Annotated in this window: 14 protein-coding genes and 2 pseudogenes; 14 read left to right on the top strand and 2 right to left on the bottom strand. The window is 64.9% G+C overall.

What is annotated here, in order from left to right:
* The 7 genes and pseudogenes from Q0R27_RS01690 to Q0R27_RS01660 all read left to right on the top strand — a co-directional run.
* A pseudogene (locus Q0R27_RS01690) lies at nt 1–280 on the top strand (hypothetical protein); the annotation flags it as partial.
* 298 nt (nt 281–578) lie between these two features.
* The gene (locus Q0R27_RS01685; protein ID WP_293940354.1) at nt 579–1,571 is read left to right on the top strand and encodes an adenosine kinase; all 993 of its coding nucleotides are present in this window, start codon (nt 579–581) and stop codon (nt 1,569–1,571) included.
* Between the two features lie 90 nt (nt 1,572–1,661).
* Nucleotides 1,662–3,659, top strand: a complete 1,998-nt coding sequence (gene betB / locus Q0R27_RS01680) for a betaine-aldehyde dehydrogenase (protein WP_293940353.1) — start codon at nt 1,662–1,664, stop codon at nt 3,657–3,659.
* Nucleotides 3,646–5,319 (top strand): choline dehydrogenase, encoded by a 1,674-nt coding sequence (betA, locus tag Q0R27_RS01675; protein ID WP_293940352.1) that lies wholly within the window; start codon nt 3,646–3,648, stop codon nt 5,317–5,319. The genes betB and betA overlap by 14 nt, the downstream gene beginning before the upstream one ends.
* Nucleotides 5,316–6,680: an FAD-dependent oxidoreductase gene (locus Q0R27_RS01670; protein WP_293940351.1), complete on the top strand. Its 1,365-nt coding sequence runs from the start codon at nt 5,316–5,318 to the stop codon at nt 6,678–6,680. Before betA ends, Q0R27_RS01670 begins: the two co-directional genes overlap by 4 nt.
* Before the next feature lie 21 nt (nt 6,681–6,701).
* Complete coding sequence (locus Q0R27_RS01665; RefSeq protein ID WP_293940350.1) at nt 6,702–7,979, top strand: MFS transporter; 1,278 nt, start codon at nt 6,702–6,704, stop codon at nt 7,977–7,979.
* A gap of 161 nt (nt 7,980–8,140) precedes the next feature.
* Complete coding sequence (locus tag Q0R27_RS01660; protein WP_293940357.1) at nt 8,141–9,199, top strand: glycosyltransferase; 1,059 nt, start codon at nt 8,141–8,143, stop codon at nt 9,197–9,199.
* A 34-nt stretch (nt 9,200–9,233) separates the two neighbouring features.
* On the opposite strand, the gene Q0R27_RS01655 is transcribed toward Q0R27_RS01660, so the two are convergent.
* Nucleotides 9,234–10,775 (bottom strand): MFS transporter, encoded by a 1,542-nt coding sequence (locus tag Q0R27_RS01655; RefSeq protein ID WP_293940349.1) that lies wholly within the window; start codon nt 10,773–10,775, stop codon nt 9,234–9,236.
* Nucleotides 10,776–10,938: 163 nt separating this feature from the next.
* On the opposite strand from Q0R27_RS01655, the gene Q0R27_RS01650 reads away from it, so the two are divergent.
* Both Q0R27_RS01650 and Q0R27_RS01645 read left to right on the top strand, forming a co-directional pair.
* A complete protein-coding gene (locus Q0R27_RS01650; protein WP_293940348.1) occupies nt 10,939–11,085 on the top strand; it encodes a hypothetical protein in 147 nt (48 codons plus the stop codon).
* A complete protein-coding gene (locus Q0R27_RS01645) occupies nt 11,082–12,356 on the top strand; it encodes a cation:proton antiporter (protein ID WP_293940347.1) in 1,275 nt (424 codons plus the stop codon). The genes Q0R27_RS01650 and Q0R27_RS01645 overlap by 4 nt, the downstream gene beginning before the upstream one ends.
* On the opposite strand, the gene Q0R27_RS01640 is transcribed toward Q0R27_RS01645, so the two are convergent.
* Nucleotides 12,353–13,381 carry a substrate-binding domain-containing protein gene (locus Q0R27_RS01640; protein ID WP_293940346.1) on the bottom strand — a complete coding sequence of 343 codons (1,029 nt, stop codon included), beginning with the start codon at nt 13,379–13,381 and terminating at the stop codon, nt 12,353–12,355. The genes Q0R27_RS01645 and Q0R27_RS01640 overlap by 4 nt on opposite strands.
* 454 nt (nt 13,382–13,835) lie before the next feature.
* On the opposite strand from Q0R27_RS01640, the pseudogene Q0R27_RS01635 reads away from it, so the two are divergent.
* From Q0R27_RS01635 to Q0R27_RS01615, 5 genes and pseudogenes are all read left to right on the top strand, one after another.
* Nucleotides 13,836–16,274: pseudogene (locus Q0R27_RS01635) on the top strand (TonB-dependent receptor); the annotation flags it as partial.
* A gap of 60 nt (nt 16,275–16,334) precedes the next feature.
* Nucleotides 16,335–17,852: a tryptophan halogenase family protein gene (locus Q0R27_RS01630; protein WP_293940345.1), complete on the top strand. Its 1,518-nt coding sequence runs from the start codon at nt 16,335–16,337 to the stop codon at nt 17,850–17,852.
* Between the two features lie 74 nt (nt 17,853–17,926).
* Nucleotides 17,927–19,738 (top strand): alpha-amylase family glycosyl hydrolase, encoded by a 1,812-nt coding sequence (locus tag Q0R27_RS01625; protein ID WP_293940356.1) that lies wholly within the window; start codon nt 17,927–17,929, stop codon nt 19,736–19,738.
* A complete protein-coding gene (locus Q0R27_RS01620) occupies nt 19,725–21,353 on the top strand; it encodes an alpha-amylase family glycosyl hydrolase (RefSeq protein WP_293940344.1) in 1,629 nt (542 codons plus the stop codon). The genes Q0R27_RS01625 and Q0R27_RS01620 overlap by 14 nt, the downstream gene beginning before the upstream one ends.
* Nucleotides 21,350–23,386, top strand: coding sequence for a glycoside hydrolase family 97 protein (locus Q0R27_RS01615; RefSeq protein ID WP_366079650.1), 2,037 nt, complete (start codon nt 21,350–21,352; stop codon nt 23,384–23,386). The genes Q0R27_RS01620 and Q0R27_RS01615 overlap by 4 nt, the downstream gene beginning before the upstream one ends.
* Nucleotides 23,387–23,390 lie beyond the last annotated feature (4 nt).

Here is a 23,390-nt window from a genome sequence, read left to right as displayed (position 1 = left end):
AAGCCACCTTCGCCTTGAATGCCGGACTGTGGTTCCGGCGCGTTCGCTTCGTCATCATCTCTCCTGTTCGACAGCCATCCTGGCCACCTTCAGGCAGAAACTCCACTTAACGCACTGTCCAGATTTGCCGAGCCACCTCTTGAAGACGCTACAGAAATTCACTTCCGTCCACGCCAACGTCCAGAACCACTTCAATACCGAACGCCACCTCATCGATCGACCAACTTACAAGATGCTCCGCTCAGCCGCGCTGGCCGAGTGGCGCGGCCTCGTGGCCTGAGACACGACGGTCAAAGACCAAACTGCGCGAAACGGAGATTTGTGCGCATTCGTCTGACAGCACCGCCAATGTATCAAGCTATTGATATTATAGTAATTTGCTAGGTAGCAAATATTGCTGAATAGTCTTGATTTCGAGCCTGACAAGGTGTTTGCAGAGCGCTGCTTTGGCATTTGGACGAGTTGGTTGGGTGCATTCGTTTGGTTGACACCATCCTTTCGCGTTACCTGGCGTGGATATCGACTTAGGCTGCGGTCGTGCGCTCCCAATCGGTCAATATAACGAAGGATTTCCGCGAATGAATGACAAGCCCCTCGACGTGCTCGCCATCGGCAACGCGATCGTCGACGTGATCGCCGATGCCGACGATGCTTTTCTGAGCGCGCAGGGGCTCGACAAGGGCTCGATGCGACTGATCGACGAGGGCGAGGCGTTGCGACTCTATGACGAGATGGGACCGGGGCGCGAGGTCAGCGGCGGGTCGGCGGGCAATACCGCGGCTGGGCTGGCGGCGTTCGGGCTGAAGGCGGGGTTCATCGGGCAAGTCGCCGACGATGAGCTGGGAGACATTTATCGCCACGATATATCGGCGACGGGGGTGAGCTTCACGACGCCGGCGCGCAGCGACGTCGGGGCGAGCGCGCGGTGCCTGATCCTGGTCACGCCCGACGCCCAGCGGACGATGAATACCTTCCTCGGCGCGGCGCAGCGGTTGCCGGCTGCGGCAATTCGGGCGGAGGAGGTTGCATCGGCTAAGATCCTCTATCTCGAAGGCTATCTGTGGGATCCCGAGGAGCCGCGCGCGGCGATGGAAGCGGCGATCGAGGCGGCGCGGGCATCCGGGACGAAGGTCGCGTTCACCCTCTCCGACAGCTTCTGCATATCGCGCCATCACGGCGACTTCGTACGGTTGATCGATGACGGGCGGATCGACATCCTGTTCGCCAATGAGGACGAAATTCTCGCGCTGTCGGGCAAAGACGAGTTCGAGGCGGCGGTTGCGGCGGTTGCGCCCCGTGTGCCGGTGCTGGTGGTGACGCGCAGCGAGAAGGGCGCGATCGCCGTCGCCGGGGACGAGCGCGCCGAGGTCGGGGCCGAGCCGATCGAGCGGTTGGTCGATACGACCGGGGCGGGCGACCTGTTCGCGGCGGGGTTCCTCGCGGGCCAGACGCGGGGCAAGTCGCTGGCCGACTCGCTCAAGCTCGGCGCGATTGCGGCGGCCGAGGTGATCCAACATTATGGTGCGCGGCCCGAGGCGGACTTGAAGCTGCTGGCGGGGGCGCTGCTCTAGTTCTTCGCCGAATGGTGGATCCCGATAGACCGGGCTACCACCGTTCCTTGAACTATTGAATGGCTCTTCAATTTGTGGAACAACCGTTTGATGCGCAAGGGACCGAAGACTCGGTGGCTCGAAATCGTCGATGCCGCCATCGCGACACTGGCCGAATTGGGCGTCGTTGATTTCAAACTCAATAAGGTTGCGGCGCGGCTCGACGTATCGGCTGGGCTGATCATCCATTATTTCGGCGACAAGGACGCGCTGCTCGAGGCGGCGTTTCGTTCGGTCGTCGGCAAGTTGAACCGCTATGCCGCCACCCGGATGCAGATGGCGTCGGGTCCACGCGGGCGGATTGAGGCGCTGATCGATGCGCATCTCGGCCAGAGCCAGTTCGCCCTCGAGACGGCGCGGGTGTGGCTGTCGTTCTGGGGGCAGGCGTTGCACGTGCCGCGGCTGGCGCGGGTGCAGCGGGCGCATCAGCGGCGGATGCTGTCGAACTTGCGCCATTCTTTGAGAGAGCTAGTCGATCCCAGTGCGGTCGCGAGGATGGCCGAGACGATCGCGGCGATGATCGACGGTGTGTGGCTGCGCGCGGCCTTGTCGGGCGGCTCGGAGCTGCAAAGCGGTTTCGCGCGCGAGCTGATTTGCGATTTCCTCGACCGCAACATCGGCGCCAAGTCCGCCGCCCCGGTCGAGACGCACTTCGACACGATCAATCCGGCGACGGGAGCGGTGCTCGCGACGATCCGGATCGACGGCGCGGCGGAAGTCGATCGGGCGGTGGCGCGGGCGACCGAAGCCCAGCGCGCGTGGGGCCGGCTGCCGGGGGTCGAACGGGGCCGGATCCTGCATCGCGCCGCCGCGCTGCTGGTCGAACGCAACGCCGAACTGGCCGAGCTGGAGACCCGCGACACCGGCAAGCCGATCCAGGAAACGGCGGCGGTCGACGTGCTGTCGGGTGCCGATTGCATCGAGTATTTCGCCGGGATCGCGCGCACCATCGCGGGCGAGCAGGTCGACCTTGGTCCCGGCGCGTTCGGCTATACCAGGCGCGAACCGCTCGGGGTCGTGGCGGGGATCGGCGCGTGGAATTACCCGATCCAGATCGCCTGCTGGAAGTCGGCGCCGGCGCTGGCTTGCGGCAATGCGATGATCTTCAAGCCCGCCGAACTGACCCCGCTGAGCGCGATCGAGCTCGAGAAAATCTACCTCGAGGCGGGTCTGCCCGAGGGCCTGTTCCAGGTCGTGCAGGGCAAGGCCGACACCGGTCGCCTGCTCAGCCGCCATCCCGGCATCGCCAAGATCTCGCTGACCGGCGAGGTCGGGACCGGCAAGAAGGTGATGGCCGATGCCGCTGCGACGCTCAAGCAGGTCACGCTCGAGCTCGGCGGAAAATCGCCGCTGATCATCTTCGACGACGCCGACCTCGACGAAGCGGTGTCGGGCGCGCTGCTGGCGAATTTCTACTCGGCCGGTGAAGTATGCACCAACGGCACGCGGGTGTTCGTCCAGCGCAAGGTGCGCGACGCGTTCCTCGCCCGGCTCAAGGCGCGGACCGAGGCAATGGTCATCGGCGATCCGCTCGATCCGGCAACGCAGGTCGGCGCGCTGATTTCGGCGGCGCACATGGCGAAAGTATTGGGCTATATCGAGCTTGGGGTTCGCCAGGGGGCGAAGCTGCTCGCCGGCGGCAAGCGCTTCGTCGGCGGTAGCTGCGGGGGCGGAAATTTCGTCTCGCCGACGATCTTCACCGACTGCAGCGACGCGATGGGGATCGTCCGCGAGGAAATTTTCGGGCCGGTCATGACCGTGCTCGACTTCGATGACGAAGAGGAAGTTCTGGCGCGTGCCAACGCGACCGAGTTCGGCCTTGCCGCCGGGGTGTTCACCAACGACTTGACGCGGGCGCACCGGGTTGTCGCGCGGCTCGAAGCCGGGACGTGCTGGATCAATAGCTACAACATCACACCGATCGAATTGCCGTTCGGCGGCAACAAGCAGTCCGGGCTCGGGCGCGAGAATGGCCGTGCGGCGATCGAGCATTATACCCAGCTGAAGAGCGTCTATGTCGCGATGGAGCGGATCGATGCCCCTTACTGATCACGCGGCCGAGTATGATTATGTCATCGTCGGGGCGGGCTCGGCGGGATGCGTGCTCGCCGACCGGCTGAGCGCCGACGGCACCAACCGCGTGCTCGTCCTGGAGTTTGGCGGGTCGGATCGCTCGGTGTTCATCCAGATGCCGAGCGCGCTGGCCATCCCGATGAACAAGGCCAGGTACAACTGGCAATATGAAAGCGAGCCCGAGCCTGCGCTCGGCGGGCGGCGGCTGCACACGCCGCGCGGCAAGGTGCTCGGCGGATCCTCGTCGATCAACGGGCTGGTCTATGTGCGCGGCAATGCGCTCGACTTCGAACGGTGGCGCGAGGAGGGCGCGCGAGGGTGGGGCTATGCCGACGTCCTGCCCTATTTCCGCAAGGCCGAGACGCGCGAGGAAGGGGGCGACGAGTATCGCGGCAGCGACGGGCCGCTTCACACCAGCTATGGAACGTTGAAGAACCCGCTGCACCAGGCGTGGCTCGATGCCGCGCGCGAGGCCGGTTATCCGTTGACCGCCGATTACAACGGCTATCAGCAGGAGGGCTTTGGCCGGATGGACATGACCGTCCATCAAGGCGTCCGCTGGAGCGCCGCCAATGCCTATCTGCGACCGGCGATGAAGCGGTCCAATGTGACGGTGGTGACCCATGCGCTGGCGACACGCCTGCTGGTCGAGAACGGCGCCGCGACCGGCGTCAAGTACGAGCGGGGCGGTGTGTCGCGAACGGTGCGTGCAGGGAAAGAGGTCATCCTGGCCGGTGGCCCGATCAACAACCCGCAACTGCTCAAGCTGTCGGGCATCGGCCCCGCCGGGGAACTGCGAGCACATGGGATCGACGTAGTCGCCGACCGCCCGGGGGTCGGCGCGAATTTGCAGGATCATCTCGAATTCTATTTCCAGATGGCGGCGACCAAGCCGGTGACGCTCTATTCGTCGATGAACCCGATCGCCAAGGCGCTGATCGGCGCGCGCTGGCTGCTGCGGCGCGACGGTTTGGGCGCGACCAATCATTTTGAAAGCTGCGGCTTCATCCGCAGCCGGCCGGGGGTGCGCTATCCCGACATCCAGTATCACTTCCTGCCGCTCGCGGTCGCTTACGACGGCTCGACGATGGCGAGCGAGCACGGCTTCCAGGCACATGTCGGGCCGATGCGATCGAACAGCCGGGGGAGCGTTACGCTGCGCTCGACCGACCCGCGGGACAAGCCGGTGATCCGCTTCAACTACATGAGCCAGCCCGAAGACTGGGTCGACATGCGCGCCTGTGTCCGGTTCACCCGCGAGATCTTCCAGCAGCCGGCATTCGCGCCGTATCGCGGACGCGAAATCCAGCCGGGTGCCGACGTCACCAGCGACGAGGCGATCGACGCGTTCATCGCCGCCAAGGTCGAGAGCGCCTATCATCCGTCGTGCACCTGCAAGATCGGTCGCCGTGACGATCCGATGGCGGTGGTCGATCACGAGTTGCGCGTGATCGGTATAGATCGGCTGCGGATCGTCGATTCATCGGTGATGCCGTCGGTCACCACCGGCAACCTCAACGCACCGACGATCATGGTCGGCGAAAAAGGCGCCGACCACATCCTCGGCAAGCCGCTGCTGGCCCCGTCGAACTTGCCTTTCGCCGTCGCCGAGAACTGGCAGACCACACAGCGATGACGAGGTCGATTGTCGAGCCCGCGCGCCACGTCGATGTGATCCACGAGACCGAAGTGCTGGTGGTCGGCTCGGGACCGGGGGGCCTTGCCGCCGCGCTCGCCTCTGCCCGGGCGGGGGCGCAGACTACGCTGCTCGAACGCTACGGCTGTTTCGGCGGCAATATCACCCAGGTCGGGGTCGAGGGCTTTGCCTGGTACCGCCACCCGGCGACGATCGACAGCGAAGGCATCGGCCGCGAGTTCGAGGACCGCGCGAAAGCGATGGGCGCGGCGATCCCCGAGCCGCAGTCGATCAGCCACGCACTCGATGCAGAGGCATTCAAATATGTCGCCGACGTGATGATCGAGGAAGCCGGCGTCCACCCGATGCTCCACCGCATGTTCGTCGCGCCGATCGTCGAGCGGGGTGAGATCAAGGGCGTGATTGTCGAGAGCAAGGCCGGGCGTGAGGCGATCCTCGCCAAGCGAGTGGTCGATGCGACGGGTGACGCCGACCTCGTCGCCCGCTGCGGCGCGCCGACCTTCATCACTCCCAAGGCCGAGATGATGTCGGTCTCGGTCATGTTCTCGATGTGCGGGGTCAACAAGGCGCGCTTCATCGACGCGGTGAAGGCCGATCCGCAGACCTACAAGGACTGGGCGGGCAACGGCGAATGGGACATCACCACCGACGGCAAGGAGGACGACATGTTCTCGCCGTTCCTGCGCAAACCGTTCCGGAAAGCGTTCGAGGCCGGCCTGCTGCCCGACAATCTCGCGACCATTGCCGGCACTTGGGGAACGGTCTCGGACCAGGGCGACTTGACCTATCTCAACATGGTTCATCTGACCCTCGACGGCACCGATCCCGACGACCTGACGAAGGGCGAGATGGGGGGGCGCAAGCAGGCGATGCTCGCGGTCGCGGCGCTCAAGCGGTTCATGCCGGGGTGCGAGGCCGCCAAGCTGCGCAATTTCGGAATGACGCTCGGCATTCGCGACACACGCAAGATCGACGCGCATTATAATATGCGCGACGCCGACGTGCGCGGCGAGGGGCGGTTCGAGGATTCGATCGGCATTTTTCCCGAATTCATCGATGGCTATGGCCTGCTCATCCTGCCGACGACCGGTCGCTATTTCCACGTGCCGTATCGCGCGCTGCTGCCCAAGGGGATCGGCAATCTGATCGTCGCGGGGCGGACGATCGGCGGCGACCGGGTCAGCCACGCTGCGGTGCGCAACATGATGTGCTGTGCGGTTGCCGGACAAGGAGCCGGAACGGCGGCCGCGGTGTCACTGAGAACCGGTACATCGTTCGTGACGGTCGACATTGGCGAAGTTCAGGCCGAACTGCGTCGCCAGGGCGCGCGGCTGAACTGACGCGGCGAGAGTGGGGACGGGATGACAGAAAACCGGTTGAAGTGGGTCGTGCTCGCGCTCGCCGCGCTGACCATCATGGGCAGCTATTACACCTATGATTCGATCGCCCCGATCGCCGAGTTGCTGCGTTCCCAGCGGGGGTTTTCGCAGAAGCAGATCGGGCTGCTCAACGCGGTGTTCAGCCTGCCCAACATCCCGTTGGCGATCGTCGGCGGAATATTGATCGACCACATCGGCGCGGCGCGCGCCACGCTCGGCGCAGCGGCACTGTGCACGGTGGGGGCGGTGCTGACCGCGGTCGGCGATCCTTACGCAGTGATGGTATCGGGCCGGCTGCTGTTCGGACTGGGCAACGAGACGCTTTACATCGCGCTGCTCGTCGGCCTCGCGCAATGGTTTCACGCTGGCGGTGGCGCGCTCGCGATCGCACTGTTTTTCAGCATGGCGCGGATCGGGTCCTACGCCGCCGATACGTCGACCAGTTGGGCCGCCGCGACCTATACCCGTGGATGGCAGCCGCCATTGTGGCTCGCCGCCGGACTGACGGCGATCGGGCTGGTGACCGGGTTCGCTTATTATCTGATCGATCGGCGGTACGCGCACCTGCGCGTGGCGGGGCAGGCGGTGGAGAGATTCGCGCTGCGCGACCTGACCGGTTTCGGCCGCTCATTCTGGTACATATTATGGCTCAACGTGCTGTTCGCATCGGTATTCTTTCCATTCCGCTCCACCTTCTCCATCCAGTATTTTCAGGACGTGAAGGGTATCAGCCTGGCGCAGGCGGGGATCGCCAACAGCTGGGTCTTCTTTGCGGCGATCTTCGCGACCCCGGTGTTCGGGCTGATCGCCGATCGCATCGGCAAGCGGGCGACCTTGCTGACGATCGGCGCCGCGCTGATGCCGCTGACCTTCCTGATCCTCGTTGCGACGAATTGGGGGCTGTGGGTATCGACCGCGCTGATGGGAATCAGCTTTTCGGTCATCCCGGCGGTGATCTGGCCGTCGACCGCGATGCTGGTCGACAAACATCGCGTCGGGACTGCGTTCGGGCTGATCAACATGCTGCAGAGCCTTGGCCTTGCGGTGTCCAACTTCGGCGCGGGATGGCTCAACGATGCGTTCCACGCCGGTCCGCGCAATCCCGAAGGCTATGACGCGATGTTGGGCATGTTCGCCTCGCTCAGCCTGATTGCTTTTGTCGCGACGGCGCTCCTGCGGATACGCGAGCGGCGGAGCGAAGGGGGCGGAATCGAGGCGGTGGTGGTAACGAGCGCCGCGTCGCCGCATCAGCGACACTGATCTCTAGTCCATGATCCAGAGCCTGATTTACTTGGACCTCGCGTCGCTTCGCGTGAAACGAGGCACTCGCTACATTTCACGATGTCGGCATATTTTGCCTCGGGCTGGAGGGCCATGTGACGAAGCTTAGGGTCGCGCTCATTCATTACTGGCTGGTCGGCATGCGCGGCGGCGAGCGGGTGCTCGAGCGCATCGCGCGGCTCTATCCCGACGCCGACATCTTCACCCACGTCTATGACCCGCAGGCGGTGTCGCCCGAGCTTCGGGCGCGCAACGTGCGGACCAGCTTTATCGCCCGGCTGCCGCGCGCGACACGGTTGTACCAAAGCTATCTGCCGCTGATGCCGATGGCGCTCGAGCAGCTCGACCTGCGCGGTTACGACCTCGTGATCAGCAGCGAGTCGGGACCGGCGAAGGGCGTCATCGCGGCGCCCGATGCGCTCCACCTCTGCTACTGTCATTCGCCGATGCGCTATCTGTGGGACCAGTATCCCGCCTATCGCGAGCAGGCCGGGTTCGTGCGCCGCGCGGCGATGCCGCTCATCACCCATTATCTGCGCAACTGGGATACGGCGTCGGCTAGTCGGGTCGACCACTTCATCGCCAACTCGCGCTTCATCCGCCGCCGGATCAGCCGCGCCTGGGGACGCGATTCGCAGGTCATCCATCCGCCGGTACCGGTCGAACTGTACAAGACGGCGGACAAGGTCGGCGACAGCTACCTGTGGGTCGGCCAGCTGATCGCCTACAAGCGGCCGGATCTCGCGGTCGATGCGTTTACCCGCCTCGGCCTGCCGTTGCTCGTCGTCGGCGACGGCGACATGGCGGCGAGCCTCAAGCGCCGCGCCGGCCCGAATATCCGCTTCGTCGCCAAGCTGCCGTTCGACCAGCTTCGCCGGGCCTATGCCGAGGCGAAGGCCCTGATCTTCACCGCGGAAGAGGATTTCGGCATCGTCCCGGTCGAGGCCAATGCCTCGGGCCGCCCGGTGATCGCCTACGGCCGTGCCGGCGTGCTCGACTCGATACTCGACGGCGAGACCGGGCTGTTCTTCGCCGAGCAGACCACCGACGCGCTGGTCGATGCGGTCGAGCGGTTCGAAGGCTGGCTACCGCACTTCGATCCCGTCACCGCGATCGCCAACGTCCAGCGCTTTGCCCCCGAGCGGTTCGACCGCGAATTCCTCGACGCCGTGCGGCGGGCGGAAAGCGGGCGGGACTAGCGCGAAGATCGTCACGTTCCCGCCTGGTCGGGGCTCACACCGCCGATGGATCGGTCCCGGCGCGCGGGACGGCCCCGCCCGGGTCGATCACGCGCAGGGTCGCGAAGGCGCCGATGAGCATGACGACCGCAGCGGCGAGCATCGTCCAGATCGGCTGGCCGGGGAAGAACGCCTTCATGATCGAGCCCATGACCGTCGCCACCAGCAGCTGGGGCACGACGATGAAGACGTTGAACAGCCCCATGAAGATACCGAGCTTCGACTGAGGCAGCGCGCTCGCCAGGATGGCGTAGGGCATGGCGAGGATCGACGCCCAGGCGATGCCGATCCCGACCTCGGCGAGCAGCAGCCACGTCGCGTCGTGGATGACGAAGAAGCTGGCGTAGCCCGCCGCGCCCGCGGCTAGGCACAGCGCATGGGTGCGGACCTTTCCGACCCGCTCTGCCAGCCACGGCAGCAGGGTCAGCGCGGCGATCGCGGCGACCCCGTTGTACACTGCGAACAGCACGCCGACCCAGTTGCCGCCTTCCTGGTAGGCCGGGCTGGCCGCGTCGGCCGACCCGAAATAGCGCATCGCCACGACCGGGGTGGTGTTGATCCACATGATGAACAGCGCTGACCAGCTGAAGAATTGGGCTACGGCGAGCTGCTTCATCACCGGCGGCATGCCTGAAAAATCGCCGACGATGTGCGACAGCATGGTTGCCTTGCCGGCGCGCGCAAGGCGGATCGCGGCGATGCTGGCAAGGCCGTAGGCGGCGAGCAGGCCGCCGAGCAGGTAGACCTCCTTTTCGAGGCGGAACTCGGCGACCGCCGCGACGACGATCACGCCCGCGCCGAGCCAGATCATGCTTCGCGCCAGTCCGCGAGCGGCGAGCGCGCGCATCGTCAGATGCTCCGGGTCGTCGATCCCCGCTTCGCCGAACATGCGCTGTTCGTCGGGCGAATATTCCTTCGTCGAGAACACCGTCCACAAGACCGACAGGAACAGCACCGCACCGCCGAACCAGAAGCTGTAGTGGACGGTGTCGGGGATACCGCCGCCGGGCGCGTCGTTCGAAATACCGAGATGATCGAGCACGTAGGGGAAGATCGATCCGACCACCGCGCCGGTGCCGATGAAGGCGGTCTGGAGTGCATAGCCGGCGGTATGCTGGTCCTTGCGCAGCATGTCGCCGACGAAGGCGCGGAACGGCTCCATCGAGATGTTGAGGCTGGCGTCGAGCATCCACAGCAGGATCGCGGCAAACAGCAAGGCGGGGGCAAGCGGCATCATCAGCAGGGCAAGCGCGGCGAGGATCGCGCCACCGAGGAAATAAGGGCGACGGCGGCCCAGCCGGCCGAGCCAGGTACGGTCGGACAAATGCCCGACGATTGGCTGGACGAGCAGGCCGGTCAGCGGCGCGGCGATCCACAGTACCGGCAGGTCGTCGAGGCTCGATCCGAGCGACTGGAAGATGCGGCTCATGTTCGCGTTCTGAAGGGCGAAACCGACCTGGACGCCGAAAAATCCGAACGAGATGTTCCACAGGCCGGCGAACGACTGGCGCGGTTTGTCCGTCGGGGTGTGCAACATGGCGAGTTCTCTCCTGCGTTTCTTACGCTGGCAGAACACTCGCGCGATGCCAACGCGGTCTGTCACATTGTTGCAATGCAGCGCATACGAATACTTGCGTGACGCTGGCCGGAGCGCCACTGGCATCGGCGCACAATAGAAGTGCAACGAGGGAGATCTGCGAATGGCGCTTGCACCGGCTCATGGGGAATCCGAGGCGAGCCCGTTCGATGGGGCTGTCGGCGACGGCGATCCGCCGGCCAACGCGAACCAGCTGCAATATTATGTCCTTGGGCTGTGGTGCGCCCGGCGAATGCGCGCCGCCCGATGATCTCGTCGGTCCACGCCACCGAGAACCTTGTCTTCTCGGTCCTGCTCCAGCTCATCGTGATGATCGCCGCCGCGCGCCTGCTTCACGTCGCGGCGCGCAAACTCGGCCAGCCGGGCGCGGTCGGGGAGATCGTCGCCGGGCTGCTGCTCGGGCCGTCGCTGCTCGGTTGGCTCGCCCCGCACTTCAGCGTCGCGGTATTCGGCGCCAAGCCGTCGCCGGCAATCACCATCCTCAGCCAGCTCGGCCTGACCCTGCTGATGTTCCAGATCGGCGCCGAGTTCGAGTTCGCGCATCTAAAGGAAAAGACGGCGCGGCGGGCGGCGACGTGGATCGCACTTGCCTCACTCACCGTCCCGTTCATGCTCGGGCTGGCGATCGGCCATTACAGCCAGCCGCGGCTCGCGCCGACGATCGACCGGACAGTCTATTCGCTGTTCATCGGGGTCGCGATGGCGATCACCGCGCTGCCCATCCTCGGGCGGATCCTCGTCCAGTTCGACCTCCAGCGACATAAATTGGGTGTCGTCGCGATCGCCGCCGCAGCGGTCAACGACGTCGTCGGATGGCTTCTCCTCGCGGTCGTCTCGGCGCTCGCCGCGGCGCAGCTGAGCTGGGGGGCGAGCGTGATACAGGTCGGCGGACTGGTCCTGTTGATCCTAGTCGCCCGCTTCGCTCTGGCGCCGCTCGCCGGTTGGCTGGTTCGCAAATTCCCGGTCAAGGACGGGGTCCTCTCGCCCAACCTCATGGCGATCGTCCTGTGCGGCATCTTCGCGCTGGCCATCTGCACCTTTGCGCTCGGTATTTTCGCGATCTTCGGCGGTTTTCTCGGCGGCCTCCTGTTCCACCGCCACCTCGACTTCGTCGCCGCGTGGCGGCGTCAGGTCGGCGGGTTCGTGCTGGTGTTCTTCCTGCCGATTTTCTTCACCTTCACCGGGCTGAGGACCAACCTGCTCGGGCTGACCGGCGACATCGACTGGCTGGCCATCGTGCTCGCCGCGTCGATCCTCGGCAAGATCGTGCCCGTGTATATCGCCGCGCGGGCGAGCGGCTTCTCGAACGATGAATCGATGACCCTGGGCGCGCTGATGAACACCCGCGCACTGATGGAGCTGATCGTGCTCAACGTCGGATATGACCTTGGCTTCCTGCCGCCGTCGATCTTCGCGATGCTGGTGCTGATGGCGGTCGTCACCACCTTGATGACCGGCCCCCTGCTGCAATGGCTGTTGCCCCGCCTGGGCCACAAGGTCGGCGCGGGGATCGAGGCCTAAACCGAAACGCTCGACCCGCGCACCTTGAGCTCGACCGGCAGCAGCCGGCTGGTCGATGCGCCACGCTCGATCGCGTCGATCAGCGCCTCGACCAGCGCTTCGCCAGCTAGCCGGGCACCCTGAGCGACGGTCGACAGCGCAGGGCGCGCCAGCCGCGCTGCGGTGAGATCGTCGAAACCGACAATCGCAACGTCTTGCGGCACCGATCGCCCGGCCTCCTGAAGCACCCGCATCGCGCCGATCGCGGCGAGGTCGCTCGAGGCGAAGACGGCGTCGAACGGCGCGCCCGACGACAGCAGTGCCACGGCCGCGCGGGCGCCGTCCTCCTCGCTCGGCAAGGCATCGAAGGCCAGCGCCGGGTCGGCCGCAAGCCCCGCCTCGTCATGCGCCCGGGCATAGCCGATCCAGCGGTCGAGGATCTCGGGATAGGCCGGCGACGCACTGCCGAGGAAGGCGATGCGGCGCCGTCCCAGCCCGAGCAGATGCTCGGTCGCGGTGAACCCGCCGCCTTCGTTGTCCGACCCGATGGTAGTCCCGATCTGGCCTTCGCGCGGGCTGCCCCAGCGAACGAAATGCGTCTCCTGCTCGATCAATTTCTCGAGCCGCGGCCGATATTGGAGATAGTCGCCATAGCCGAGCAGGATGATCCCGTCGGCCTTGCGGCTGTCCTCATAGTCGACATGCCAGTCCGACGACAGCTGCTGGAACGAGATGAGCAGGTCATATCCGCGGCCGGCGCAGCTTCGCACCATGCTGCCGAGCATCGACAAGTAGAACGGATTGATCAGCGAATCCTCGGGCGTCATATCTTCGAAGAACAGCAGCGCCAGCGTGCGTGAATGCTGGCGGCGGAGGCCCGAGGCGTTCTTGTCGACCTTGTACTGGAGCTGCGCGGCCGCCGCGAGAACCCGTGCCCGAGTCTCGGCACTGACCGACGGATTGCCCGACAACGCGCGCGAGACAGTCGGCTGCGACACGCCGGCGAGTTCGGCGATGTCGAACGAAGTGGGACGGCGCTGACTCATCTGGGTTCCATCTTCGACTCATCTGGCTTCTTCGGGCCGATTTCGTCGTTCGAAAAGTAAATCTAAATCGTTGTTATCACGCCACAAGGTTGAAGCAGTGCAAGGAGTAGCGAAGCTGCATACGTATGTATAGCGACGAGCGCCCACGATTAAGTCATTAGCGTCCCCAATCCGTAAAGACGGATGGTGCGCCGCTCTCGAAAGCGGCCCGGAGGGGATTGATAATCATGACGAAATTCACGCAATCGCTTTATTCGACGTCGGCACTCGGGGTCGCACTTGCGCTCGCCAGCCCGGCTTACGCTCAGGCCGCGCCTGAACCGGCCGCCCCGGCCGCCGCGCCCACTGCAACCGACGACAAGGACGCGATCGTCGTCACCGGTTTCCGCGCCGCGTTGCGCAGCGCCACCGCGCGCAAGAAAAAGGCCGAGACGGTCGTCGATCGGTCAGCAGCGAAGACATTGGCAAACTGCCCGACAACAGCATCGGCGAGTCGATCGCGCGCCTTCCCGGCCTCGCCTCACAGCGGAGCGCCGGTCGCGCCAACATCATCTCGATCCGCGGCTTTGGCCCGGACTTCTCGACCACCACGCTCAACGGGCGCCAGCAGACCACCTCGAATGACAGCCGCGCGGTCGAGTTCGACCAGTATCCGTCGGAAGTGCTCGCCGGGGTCGACGTCTACAAGACGACCGAAGCCGATCACACGGCGGGCGGCCTCGTCGGCAACATCGACCTGCGCACCATCCGTCCACTCGAAGTCGCCAAGCGCATCCTCGCGGTCGGCGCACGCGGCGTCCTTGTCGACCAGAAGCTCCAGCCCAACAGCAAAGACAAGGGCTTCCGCGTCTTCGGTACCTACGTCGACCAGTTCGCCGATGGGCGCGTGGGCGTCGCGCTGTCGGCGGCCTACACCAGCGACCCTTATCAAACCCGCGATTGGAATGCCTGGGGCTATGGCGGATATCCGGGCGGCGGCCAGGGCATGAACGGCGTCAAAAGCTGGTTCGAATCCGACCAGCTCAAGCGCTTCGGCACCAACGCCACGATCGAGGCCAAGCTCAGCGACAATCTGACGATGAGCGTCGACGGCTTCTATTCGAAGTTCACCGACAACGTCGACAAGCGCGGCTGGGAAATGCCGTTCAATTGTGGCGGCTACTGCGGCCATGACCACATCGTCAGCTCGACCGTGACCAACGGACTGGTGACCGCAGCGACGATCCGCGGCACCCCGGTCATCGAAAACTATGCGATCGACCGCAAGACCGATCAGATCTCGCTCGGCTGGAACGCCAAGTGGGACGGTCACAATGGCTGGCGCGGGCTGGTCGATCTCAGCTATTCGAAGACCAAGCGGCGCGATCATAATCTGGAGACGACTGCTGGCCTCGGTCGCGCACTTCCCAACGCGACGGCGACAATTTCCTATACCTTTACCGACAAGGGCCCGATTTTTGTCAGCGATTACAATGGCGCCAGCTCCGCGCTGGTGCTGACCGACGTTGAAGGCTGGAGCGGTTCGCCGGTCCAGGCCGGGTATGACAAGGTTCGCAAGAGCAACGACGACCTCAAGGAAGCGCGCGCGGAAATCGAGCGCGAAGTCGGCGGGCTGGTCAAGTCGATCAAGGTCGGCGTCGATTTTACCGACCGATCCAAGGTTGTGACGCAGACCGAAGCCACGTTGTCGCCACCGAACGGGGCCCTCACGGCGGCGATTCCGGCCAACCTCCTGCTCACGCCATTCACGCTTGATCGCGGGCTGGGCCCGATACTCAGCTTCGACCCGCGGGCCGCTCTGGCCGCGGGCGTTCTCTCGTTCATCCCCAACACCTATGGGGCGAGCCAGGGCTATAATCTGACCGAGAAGGTCTGGACGCCTTACGCGATGGCGCCGCTGGATGGCGATTTTGGCTCGGTTCACCTGACCGGCAACATCGGCGTGCAGGGTATCCATACCTCGGTGAGGTCGGCTGGCTTTGCCAAGCCTTCGATCACCGACTCCTACTGGATGGTGCTGCCCAGCCTGAACCTGAATTTCCGGTTCGCGAATGATGTGGTCGTGCGCTTTGCCGCGGCAAAGCAGATGATGCGTCCGCGACTTGACCAGCTGAACAACAATGTCGGATTTGGAATCAACAATACCTTTACGCCCCCGATCTACACAGGCGGAGGCGGAAATCCCCTGCTTCGCCCGTATCAGGCCAAGGCAGTCGATCTGACCATCGAGAAATACTTTGGTTCCAAGGGCTATATTGCCCTGCAGAGCTTCTACAAACATCTTGATACTTATATTGATCAACAGGCGACATCGACCACGTTCGACTATTCGGGGTTCCCGGTGCCGTCAGGTAACGTGCCGTCATCGCCGATCGGCAACTTCAATGGCCCGGTCAACACAAGCGGCGGAAAACTCTATGGTGTCGAGCTTGCCGGAACTCTGCAGTTCGAGACTTTCTCGCGGGTCCTCTCTGGCTTTGGTCTGACCGGCGGCGTTGGTTACACCAAGACCTCGGTCAAGCGTTATAACGGAACAACGACCCCGATTCCCGGCTATTCGAAGTTCGTCGCAAACGTGACTGCCTTCTACGAAGGTGATGGCTTCAGCGCTCGCGGCAGCTTGCGCCATCGCTCGGGCTTCCTCGGTGATTTCGTGGCGTTCAACGGCAATTTCGACCAGCAATATGTGTTGGCCGAGGACATTTACGATGCGCAGCTCGGCTATGATTTCCCCAAGGGATCGACGCTCGGCGGGCTCTCGGTTTATCTGCAGGGCCAGAACCTGTCCAACGAACGACAGGCCACCATCGGCGTCGTCTCGCTGCCGCAATCCTGGCTCAAGTACCAGACCTATGGTCGCCGGTTCCTGGCCGGTTTCACCTACAAGTTCTGATCCTTTGATGGCTCTCGCTGCTTGATTGCGGCGAGGGCCATTTTCTTGCAGGGCCGCTCGATGACCCAATCCGCGCCCCTCGATATCGTGATTGCCGGCGGCGGGACGGCGGGCTGGATGGCGGCGGCGACCTTCGCTCGCTTCCTCGGCAACCGCGCGTCGATCACGCTCGTTGAATCCGACGAGATCGGCACGGTCGGCGTCGGCGAAGCGACCATCCCGCAAATCCACAATCTGATCGTCGGGCTGGGTATCGACCAGGCCGAATTCCTGCGCGACACCAACGGCAGCTTCAAGCTTGGCATCGAGTTCGTCGACTGGCTGCGCAAGGGCCACTCCTACATCCACAGTTTCGGCACGGTCGGGCGCGGCGTCGGACTGATCCCGTTCCGCCAGCTATGGCTGCGCGGTCGCGAGATGGGCGTCGCGGCGGGCTATGGCGATTACAGCATCAACGTGGCGGCCGCCCGGCTCGGCCGGATGGGCAAGGGCAACGGCAGCGCCAAGGCGATCCCCGACCTGTCCTACGCCTATCATTTCGATGCGTCCGGGTTCGCCGCTATGCTTCGCCGTTACTCCGAGGCCCGCGGCGTCACGCGCATCGAGGGGCTCATCGGCGAGGTCGAGCGCGATGCCGAGAGTGGCGACATCACCGCGCTGCACCTCGACCGCGACCGGCGCGTCGCGGGGACCCTGTTCATCGACTGCACCGGCTTTCGGTCGTTGCTGCTCGGCGGCGCGCTCGAGGTTCCATTCGTCGACTGGAGCCATTGGCTGCCGTGCGATAGCGCGCTCGCCGTGCCATGTGAATCCTCGTCCGCCTTCCGCTCCTATACCCAGTCGATGGCGCGGCCAGCGGGATGGCAATGGCGCATCCCGCTCCAGCACCGCACCGGCAACGGCCATGTGTACTGCTCGTCGTTTATATCTCAGGACGAGGCGAGCGAACTGCTGCTCGCCAACCTCGATGGCAAGCCGCTCGCCGACCCGCGGCTGATCCGCTTCACCACCGGCCATCGCGCCCGACACTGGTCGCACAATTGCGTCGCTCTGGGGCTCGCGGCGGGGTTCATGGAGCCGCTCGAGTCGACCAGCATTCACCTCGTCCAGTCGGCGCTCGGCCGGTTGCTCAACCTGCTCCCGAACGATGGCGCGCGCGTCGCGTTCGGCCGCGACACGTTCAACCGCCTGTCCGACATCGAGTGGGCGCGGATCCGCGACTTCATCCTGCTCCATTACGTCGCCAATGAACGCGAGGGCGAGCCGTTCTGGGATCATTGCCGGCACGTCGAATTGCCGGACACGCTCGCCGAAAAGATCGCGCTGTTCCGCGAAGCCGGCCTGTTCATGCGCGAGGAGGATGAGCTGTTCCTCGACGACAGCTGGGGTCAGGTAATGATCGGGCAGGGCATCATGCCGCAGTCATGGTCGCCATTGGCCGACAATGTGCCGGGCGAGGATGTCGGTCCGTTCATGGAGAGCATCGCGAACAGTTATCGCGCGAAGGCACAGACATTCCCGACTCACCGCGAGTTCGTCACGGCGATGGTCGGTCCCGGCAACAAGGAAATGCATTGACCAGTTTCACAACGCGCCGGGCTGCCCCGTTTGCCCGGAACCTCACCCGCCTTGTGCTTGGCGCCGTGGCGACGATGGGGATTTGCGGCGAGGCTCTCGCTGCGCCCACCGTCCCGCCCACCGTCCCGCCCGCCGTCCCGCTCGCCGACCTCCGCGCCCGCTTGCCGCAGGATGAAGTGATCTATTTCCTGCTGCCCGACCGGTTCGACAATGGCGACCGCGCCAACGATCGCGGCGGGCTGAAGGGCGACCGGCTGCGGACCGGGTTCGACCCCGCCGACAAGGGTTTTTACCACGGCGGCGACCTCAAGGGCGTGGTGCGCCGGCTCGATTATATCCAGGGGCTCGGCGCCACTGCGATCTGGCTGGCGCCAGTGTTCCGCAACAAGCCGGTTCAGGGACTGCCGGGGCACGAAAGCGCGGGCTATCACGGTTACTGGGTGACCGACTTTACCCGCGTCGACTCGCATCTCGGCACCAATGCCGACTTCGCCGTGCTGGTCGCGGCGGCGCACGCGCGGGGGATGAAAGTCTATATGGACATCATCGCCAATCACACCGCCGACGTGATCCAGTTCGCTGAATGCCAGGGCAAGACCGAATGCCCTTACCGCAGCATCGCCGACTATCCCTACCAGCGCCGGGGCGGGATCGCGGGCAAGCCGATCAACCCCGGCTTCAACGGCGAGCGCGACGGCAGCCCGGCCAATTTCGCGCGGTTGACCGATCCCGATTATGCTTACACTGTTACCGTCCCGGCGACGGAGCGAAATGTGAAAGTCCCCGCCTGGCTCAATGACCCGGCCTATTATCACAACCGCGGCGATTCGACCTTCAGGGGTGAATCGAGCCAGCAAGGCGATTTCGTCGGGCTCGACGATTTGTTCACCGAGAATCCAGCGGTCGTCGCGGGCATGATCGAAATCTACGGCCAGTGGATAGACCGCTTCGGCATCGACGGCTTCCGCATCGACACCGAACAGCATGTGAACGCGGAGTTCTGGGCGGCGTTCGCCCCGGCGATGCTTGCTCGCGCCAAGGCGCGCGGTATTCCCAATTTCCACATCTTCGGCGAGGCTTCCACCGCCGACATGGATCCGGCCCACACTGCGGTCCACACGCGCGAGGCGAAGCTTCCGGCGATGCTCGACTTCCCCTTCGCCGCCGCGGTGAAGGGCGTGGTCGCCGGGTCTGCCGGGACCGACCTCCTCGCTAAGCTGTTCGCCGCCGATCCGCTCTACGAGGGCGGGGCCGAAGGCGCGCTTCGCCAGGCGACCTTCCTCGACAATCACGACATGGGGCGGTTCGGTTACTTCGTGCGCACGGCGTTCCCCGCCGCGAGCGACGCCGAGGTGCTGAAGCGGGTCGAACTCGGCTATGCGATGCTGCTGACCCTGCGCGGGGTGCCGACGATCTATTCGGGCGACGAGCAGGGCTTCGCCGGCACGGGCGGCGACCAGGACTCGCGGCAGGACATGTTCGCGAGCGCCGTTGCATCCTATAACAGCGAGCGGCTGATCGGGTCGGGCGCGACCACCGCGCGCGACAATTTCGATAGGGGTCATCCGCTTTACCAGTTGCTTTCAAAACTCACGCGAATCCGCACCGCCTCGCCGGCGCTGACCCGCGGGCTGCAGGTCATCCGTTTTGCCTCGAAAAAGCCCGGCCTGTTCGCCGTCTCGCGGTTCGATCCGGGTACCGGCGATGAAACATTGCTGCTGTTCAACAGCGCCAGCACCGCCATCGACCAGAATGTCGTCGTCGAGACCCGCTCGACCAGCTTCACCGCCGCGATCGGCGCCTGCCCCGCTGTCGCCGGGGCCCCAGGCAGCGTTCACGTCACCCTCGAACCCTTGAGTTATGCAGTTTGCCATGTCGCACGTTGAGCCGCTCGTCGATCAGTCAGTAGCGGCCCCGTCGGCCGCCCTGCAGGCGCCGTGGTGGAAGGGCGCGGCGATCTACCAGATTTATCCGCGCAGCTTTGCCGACAGCAATGGCGACGGCATCGGCGACCTTGCCGGGATCACCGCCCACCTCGACCATGTCGCGAGCCTCGGGGTCGATTGCGTGTGGGTGTCGCCCTTCTTCACCTCGCCGCAGCGCGACTTCGGCTATGACGTCGCCGATTACCGCGGGATCGACCCGATTTTCGGTACGCTCGACGATTTCGACGCGATGGTCGCGCGCGCCCACGAACTCGGGCTGAAGCTGATTATCGACCAGGTCTATTCGCACACGTCGGACGAACATCCGTGGTTCGGGACAAGCCGCGCCGACCGGACCAATCCCAAGGCCGACTGGTATGTGTGGGCCGATGCGAAGGCCGACGGCTCGCCGCCCAACAACTGGCAGTCGGTGTTCGGCGGGCCGAGCTGGACGTGGGACGCGCGGCGCGGGCAATATTATTTCCACAATTTCCTGACCGAGCAGCCCGACCTCAACGTTCATCATCCGGCGGTTCAGGACGCGCTGCTCGCCGTCGCGCGTTTCTGGCTCGAGCGCGGGGTCGACGGGTTTCGCATCGACGCGATCAACTTCGCGATGCACGACCCGGCGCTGAGCGATAACCCTCCCGCCCCGCCTGGCGGCAAGCGGACCCGGCCGTTCGACTTCCAGCTCCATCTCCATAATCAGTCGCACCCGGACATCGTCAAATTCCTCGAACGCCTGCGCGGGGTGTTCGATGAGTATCCCGGGGCGTTCGCGCTGGCCGAGGTCGGCGGCGAGCTCGCGCTGCGCGAGATGCACGAATTCACGCGCGGCTCGCATCGGCTCAACAGCGCCTATGGCTTCGATTTTCTCTATGCGGAGCGGCTGACCCCGGCGCTAGTCGCCAAGGCCGCCACCTCGTGGCCCGATGGTCCCGAAATAGGCTGGCCGAGCTGGGCATTCGAGAATCACGATGCCCCGCGCGCGGTGTCGCGCTGGGCCGCGCCCGAGCATCGTCTGGCCTTCGCGCGGATGAAGATGCTGCTGCTCGCGGCGATGCGCGGGACGATCATCCTTTACCAGGGCGAGGAGCTCGGCCTGACCCAGGTCGATGTGCCGTTCGATCAATTGCAGGACCCCGAGGCGATCGCCAACTGGCCGCAAACGCTCAGCCGCGACGGGGTGCGGACGCCGATGCCGTGGTGCGCGACATCGCCGAACTTCGGGTTCAGCGTCGGCCAGCCGTGGCTCCCCGTCGGGCCGGAGCATGTCGCGCTGACGGTCGACCGGCAGGAGGGAGATCCGCATTCGGTGCTCGCCGCGACCCGCGCGGCCTTGCACCTGCGCAACGAGCGGCCGGCGCTGCGCTGGGGCTCGCTGGAAGTAATCGAAGCGGGCGACCAACTGCTCCAGTTCGAGCGGCACCAAGGCGACGAACGGCTGCGCTGCAGCTTTAACCTGTCGCCCGAGCCGACCCCGTGGAGTGCGGGAGGGCGGACCATCGCGGGCACGGGCGACATCGGTACGGGTGAGCTTGGCCCCTACGCGGCAGTGATCGAGGAGATCGAATGATGCGGTTCGTTACGAAGCTGCTCCTCGCGCTCGCCGCATTGCTCCCGGCGCCGGCGCTGGCCGACACGGTAATTCGGGCGACCTCGCCCGACGGGACCCTCGCGCTCGCGCTCACGACCAACGGCGAGGGCCGCATCAACTACTCGGTTACCCGAGCGGGGAAGCCGCTGATCGGCAATTCGCAGCTCGGTTTCCTGTTCACCGACGCGCCGCAGATGCTGCGCCACTTCACGCTGGTCGACCAGGTCTCGCGGTCCGTCGACGAGAGCTGGGAGCAGCCGTGGGGCGAGTGGCGCCGCGTCCGCAACCATTACAACGAGCTTTCCGCGACGTTCGAGGAGGGTAGCAAGCTCCACCGTCGGATGCGGGTCGTCGCGCGCCTGTTCGACGATGCGGTCGCGTTCCGCTTTGAATTCCCCCGTCAGCCGAACCTCGCCACCGCCAACATCGCCGAGGAACTGACCCAGTTCCGCGTGGTCGGTGACGGTGAGGCATGGTGGGACCCGGCGTTCGAAAGCAACCGCGAGGAATATCCTTACAACCGCACCCCGATCGCGAGCATCGGCACCGCGCAGACTCCGCTGACGATCCGGCTGACCGACGGGACGCACATCGCGTTCCACGAGGCGGCGCTGGTCGACTATTCGGCGATGAATATCGCCAAGGTCGAGGGCGGGTTGCTGAAGGCTGTGCTGACGCCCTCGTCGATCGGCCCCAAGGTCAGCCGCGATACGCCGTTCGTCACACCGTGGCGGGTGATGCTGATCACCGGCGACGCGCCGTCGCTTTATGCCGCCAATGCCGAGATATTGAACCTCAACGAGCCCAACAAATTGGGCGACGTCAGCTGGGTCCACCCCCGCAAATATGTCGGAATCTGGTGGGGCATGCACCTCGACACGCAAAGCTGGTCGTCGGGAGCGAAGCATGGCGCGACCACCGCTTATGCGAAGAAGATGATCGACTTCGCGGCGGCCAACGGCTTCACCGGGCTGCTGGTCGAAGGGTGGAACAAGGGCTGGGACGGCGACTGGTTCGCCACCGGCGACACCTTCAGCTTCACCGAAACCTATCCCGATTTCGACTTGCCGGGGGTCGTCGCCTATGGGCTGAAGAAGGGCGTGCACTTCATCGGCCACAACGAGACCAGCGCCAATATCGCGTGGTACGAGCCGCGGATGGGCGCGGGGTTCGACATGTTCCAGAAACTGGGCGTCGACGCGATCAAGACCGGCTATGTATCCGATGCCGGTGGAGTGCAGGCGATGGGCGCCGACGGCAAGATCCATTTCGAATGGCACGAGGGCCAGGTGATGGTGCGGCACCATTTGAAGGTCGTCGAGGAAGCGGCGAAACGCCACATCGCGATCGACGCGCATGAGCCGATCAAGGACACCGGGCTCCGGCGGACCTATCCCAACTGGGTCAGCCGCGAGGGTCAGCGCGGGATGGAATATAATGCGTGGGGGGTGCCCAAGAATCCGCCCGAGCATGAGGCGAACCTGGTGTTCACGCGGATGCTCGGCGGGCCGATGGATTTCACCCCGGGCGTGCTGAGCCTGATGGGGCGCGGCAATACGCCGATCCTGTCGACGCTAGCCAAGCAGCTCGCGCTCTACATCGTGATCTATTCGCCGATCCAGATGGCCGCCGATCTGCCGGAAAATTACGCCGCCAATCCGGGGCCGCTGCAGTTTATCAAGGATGTCGCGGTCGACTGGGACGATACCAAGGTACTGGCGGGCGAGGTCGGCGATCTGGCGGTCATCGCGCGCAAGACCCGCGGCAAGAACGAATGGTTCGTCGGCGCGGTCGGCGACGAGGCTGAGCGCCGCTTTGACGTGCCGCTGAGCTTCCTCGGCAAGGGCCACTGGCGCGCCGAAATCTACCGCGACGGCGACACCGCCGACTATCGCACCAACCCGCGCAGCATCGTCATCGAGCAGCGCCGGGTTACCGCCGCCGACCGCCTTGCGCTGCGCATCGCGCCGGGCGGGGGCGCGGCGGTGCGGTTCGTATCGCTGGGAAGATGAAGCG

This window comes from Sphingomonas sp. (assembly GCF_025362505.1).
Classification (GTDB): Bacteria; Pseudomonadota; Alphaproteobacteria; order Sphingomonadales; family Sphingomonadaceae; genus Sphingomicrobium.
Note: the sequence above shows the minus strand (reverse complement) of the source record. Positions and strands in the feature narration are given on the sequence as shown.

Excerpts from the sequence above, each read along its gene's own strand:
- Q0R27_RS01650 (WP_293940348.1), top strand. The coding sequence starts at position 10,939 with ATGGCGCTTGCACCGGCTCATGGGGAATCCGAGGCGAGCCCGTTCGAT.
- Q0R27_RS01660 (WP_293940357.1), top strand. The coding sequence starts at position 8,141 with ATGCGCGGCGGCGAGCGGGTGCTCGAGCGCATCGCGCGGCTCTATCCC.
- betA (WP_293940352.1), top strand. The coding sequence starts at position 3,646 with ATGCCCCTTACTGATCACGCGGCCGAGTATGATTATGTCATCGTCGGG.
- Q0R27_RS01615 (WP_366079650.1), top strand. The coding sequence starts at position 21,350 with ATGATGCGGTTCGTTACGAAGCTGCTCCTCGCGCTCGCCGCATTGCTC.
- Q0R27_RS01685 (WP_293940354.1), top strand. The coding sequence starts at position 579 with ATGAATGACAAGCCCCTCGACGTGCTCGCCATCGGCAACGCGATCGTC.
- Q0R27_RS01670 (WP_293940351.1), top strand. The coding sequence starts at position 5,316 with ATGACGAGGTCGATTGTCGAGCCCGCGCGCCACGTCGATGTGATCCAC.
- Q0R27_RS01620 (WP_293940344.1), top strand. The coding sequence starts at position 19,725 with ATGTCGCACGTTGAGCCGCTCGTCGATCAGTCAGTAGCGGCCCCGTCG.
- Q0R27_RS01630 (WP_293940345.1), top strand. The coding sequence starts at position 16,335 with ATGACCCAATCCGCGCCCCTCGATATCGTGATTGCCGGCGGCGGGACG.
- Q0R27_RS01625 (WP_293940356.1), top strand. The coding sequence starts at position 17,927 with ATGGGGATTTGCGGCGAGGCTCTCGCTGCGCCCACCGTCCCGCCCACC.
- Q0R27_RS01665 (WP_293940350.1), top strand. The coding sequence starts at position 6,702 with ATGACAGAAAACCGGTTGAAGTGGGTCGTGCTCGCGCTCGCCGCGCTG.
- Q0R27_RS01645 (WP_293940347.1), top strand. The coding sequence starts at position 11,082 with ATGATCTCGTCGGTCCACGCCACCGAGAACCTTGTCTTCTCGGTCCTG.
- betB (WP_293940353.1), top strand. The coding sequence starts at position 1,662 with ATGCGCAAGGGACCGAAGACTCGGTGGCTCGAAATCGTCGATGCCGCC.
- Q0R27_RS01655 (WP_293940349.1), bottom strand. The coding sequence starts at position 10,775 with ATGTTGCACACCCCGACGGACAAACCGCGCCAGTCGTTCGCCGGCCTG.
- Q0R27_RS01640 (WP_293940346.1), bottom strand. The coding sequence starts at position 13,381 with ATGAGTCAGCGCCGTCCCACTTCGTTCGACATCGCCGAACTCGCCGGC.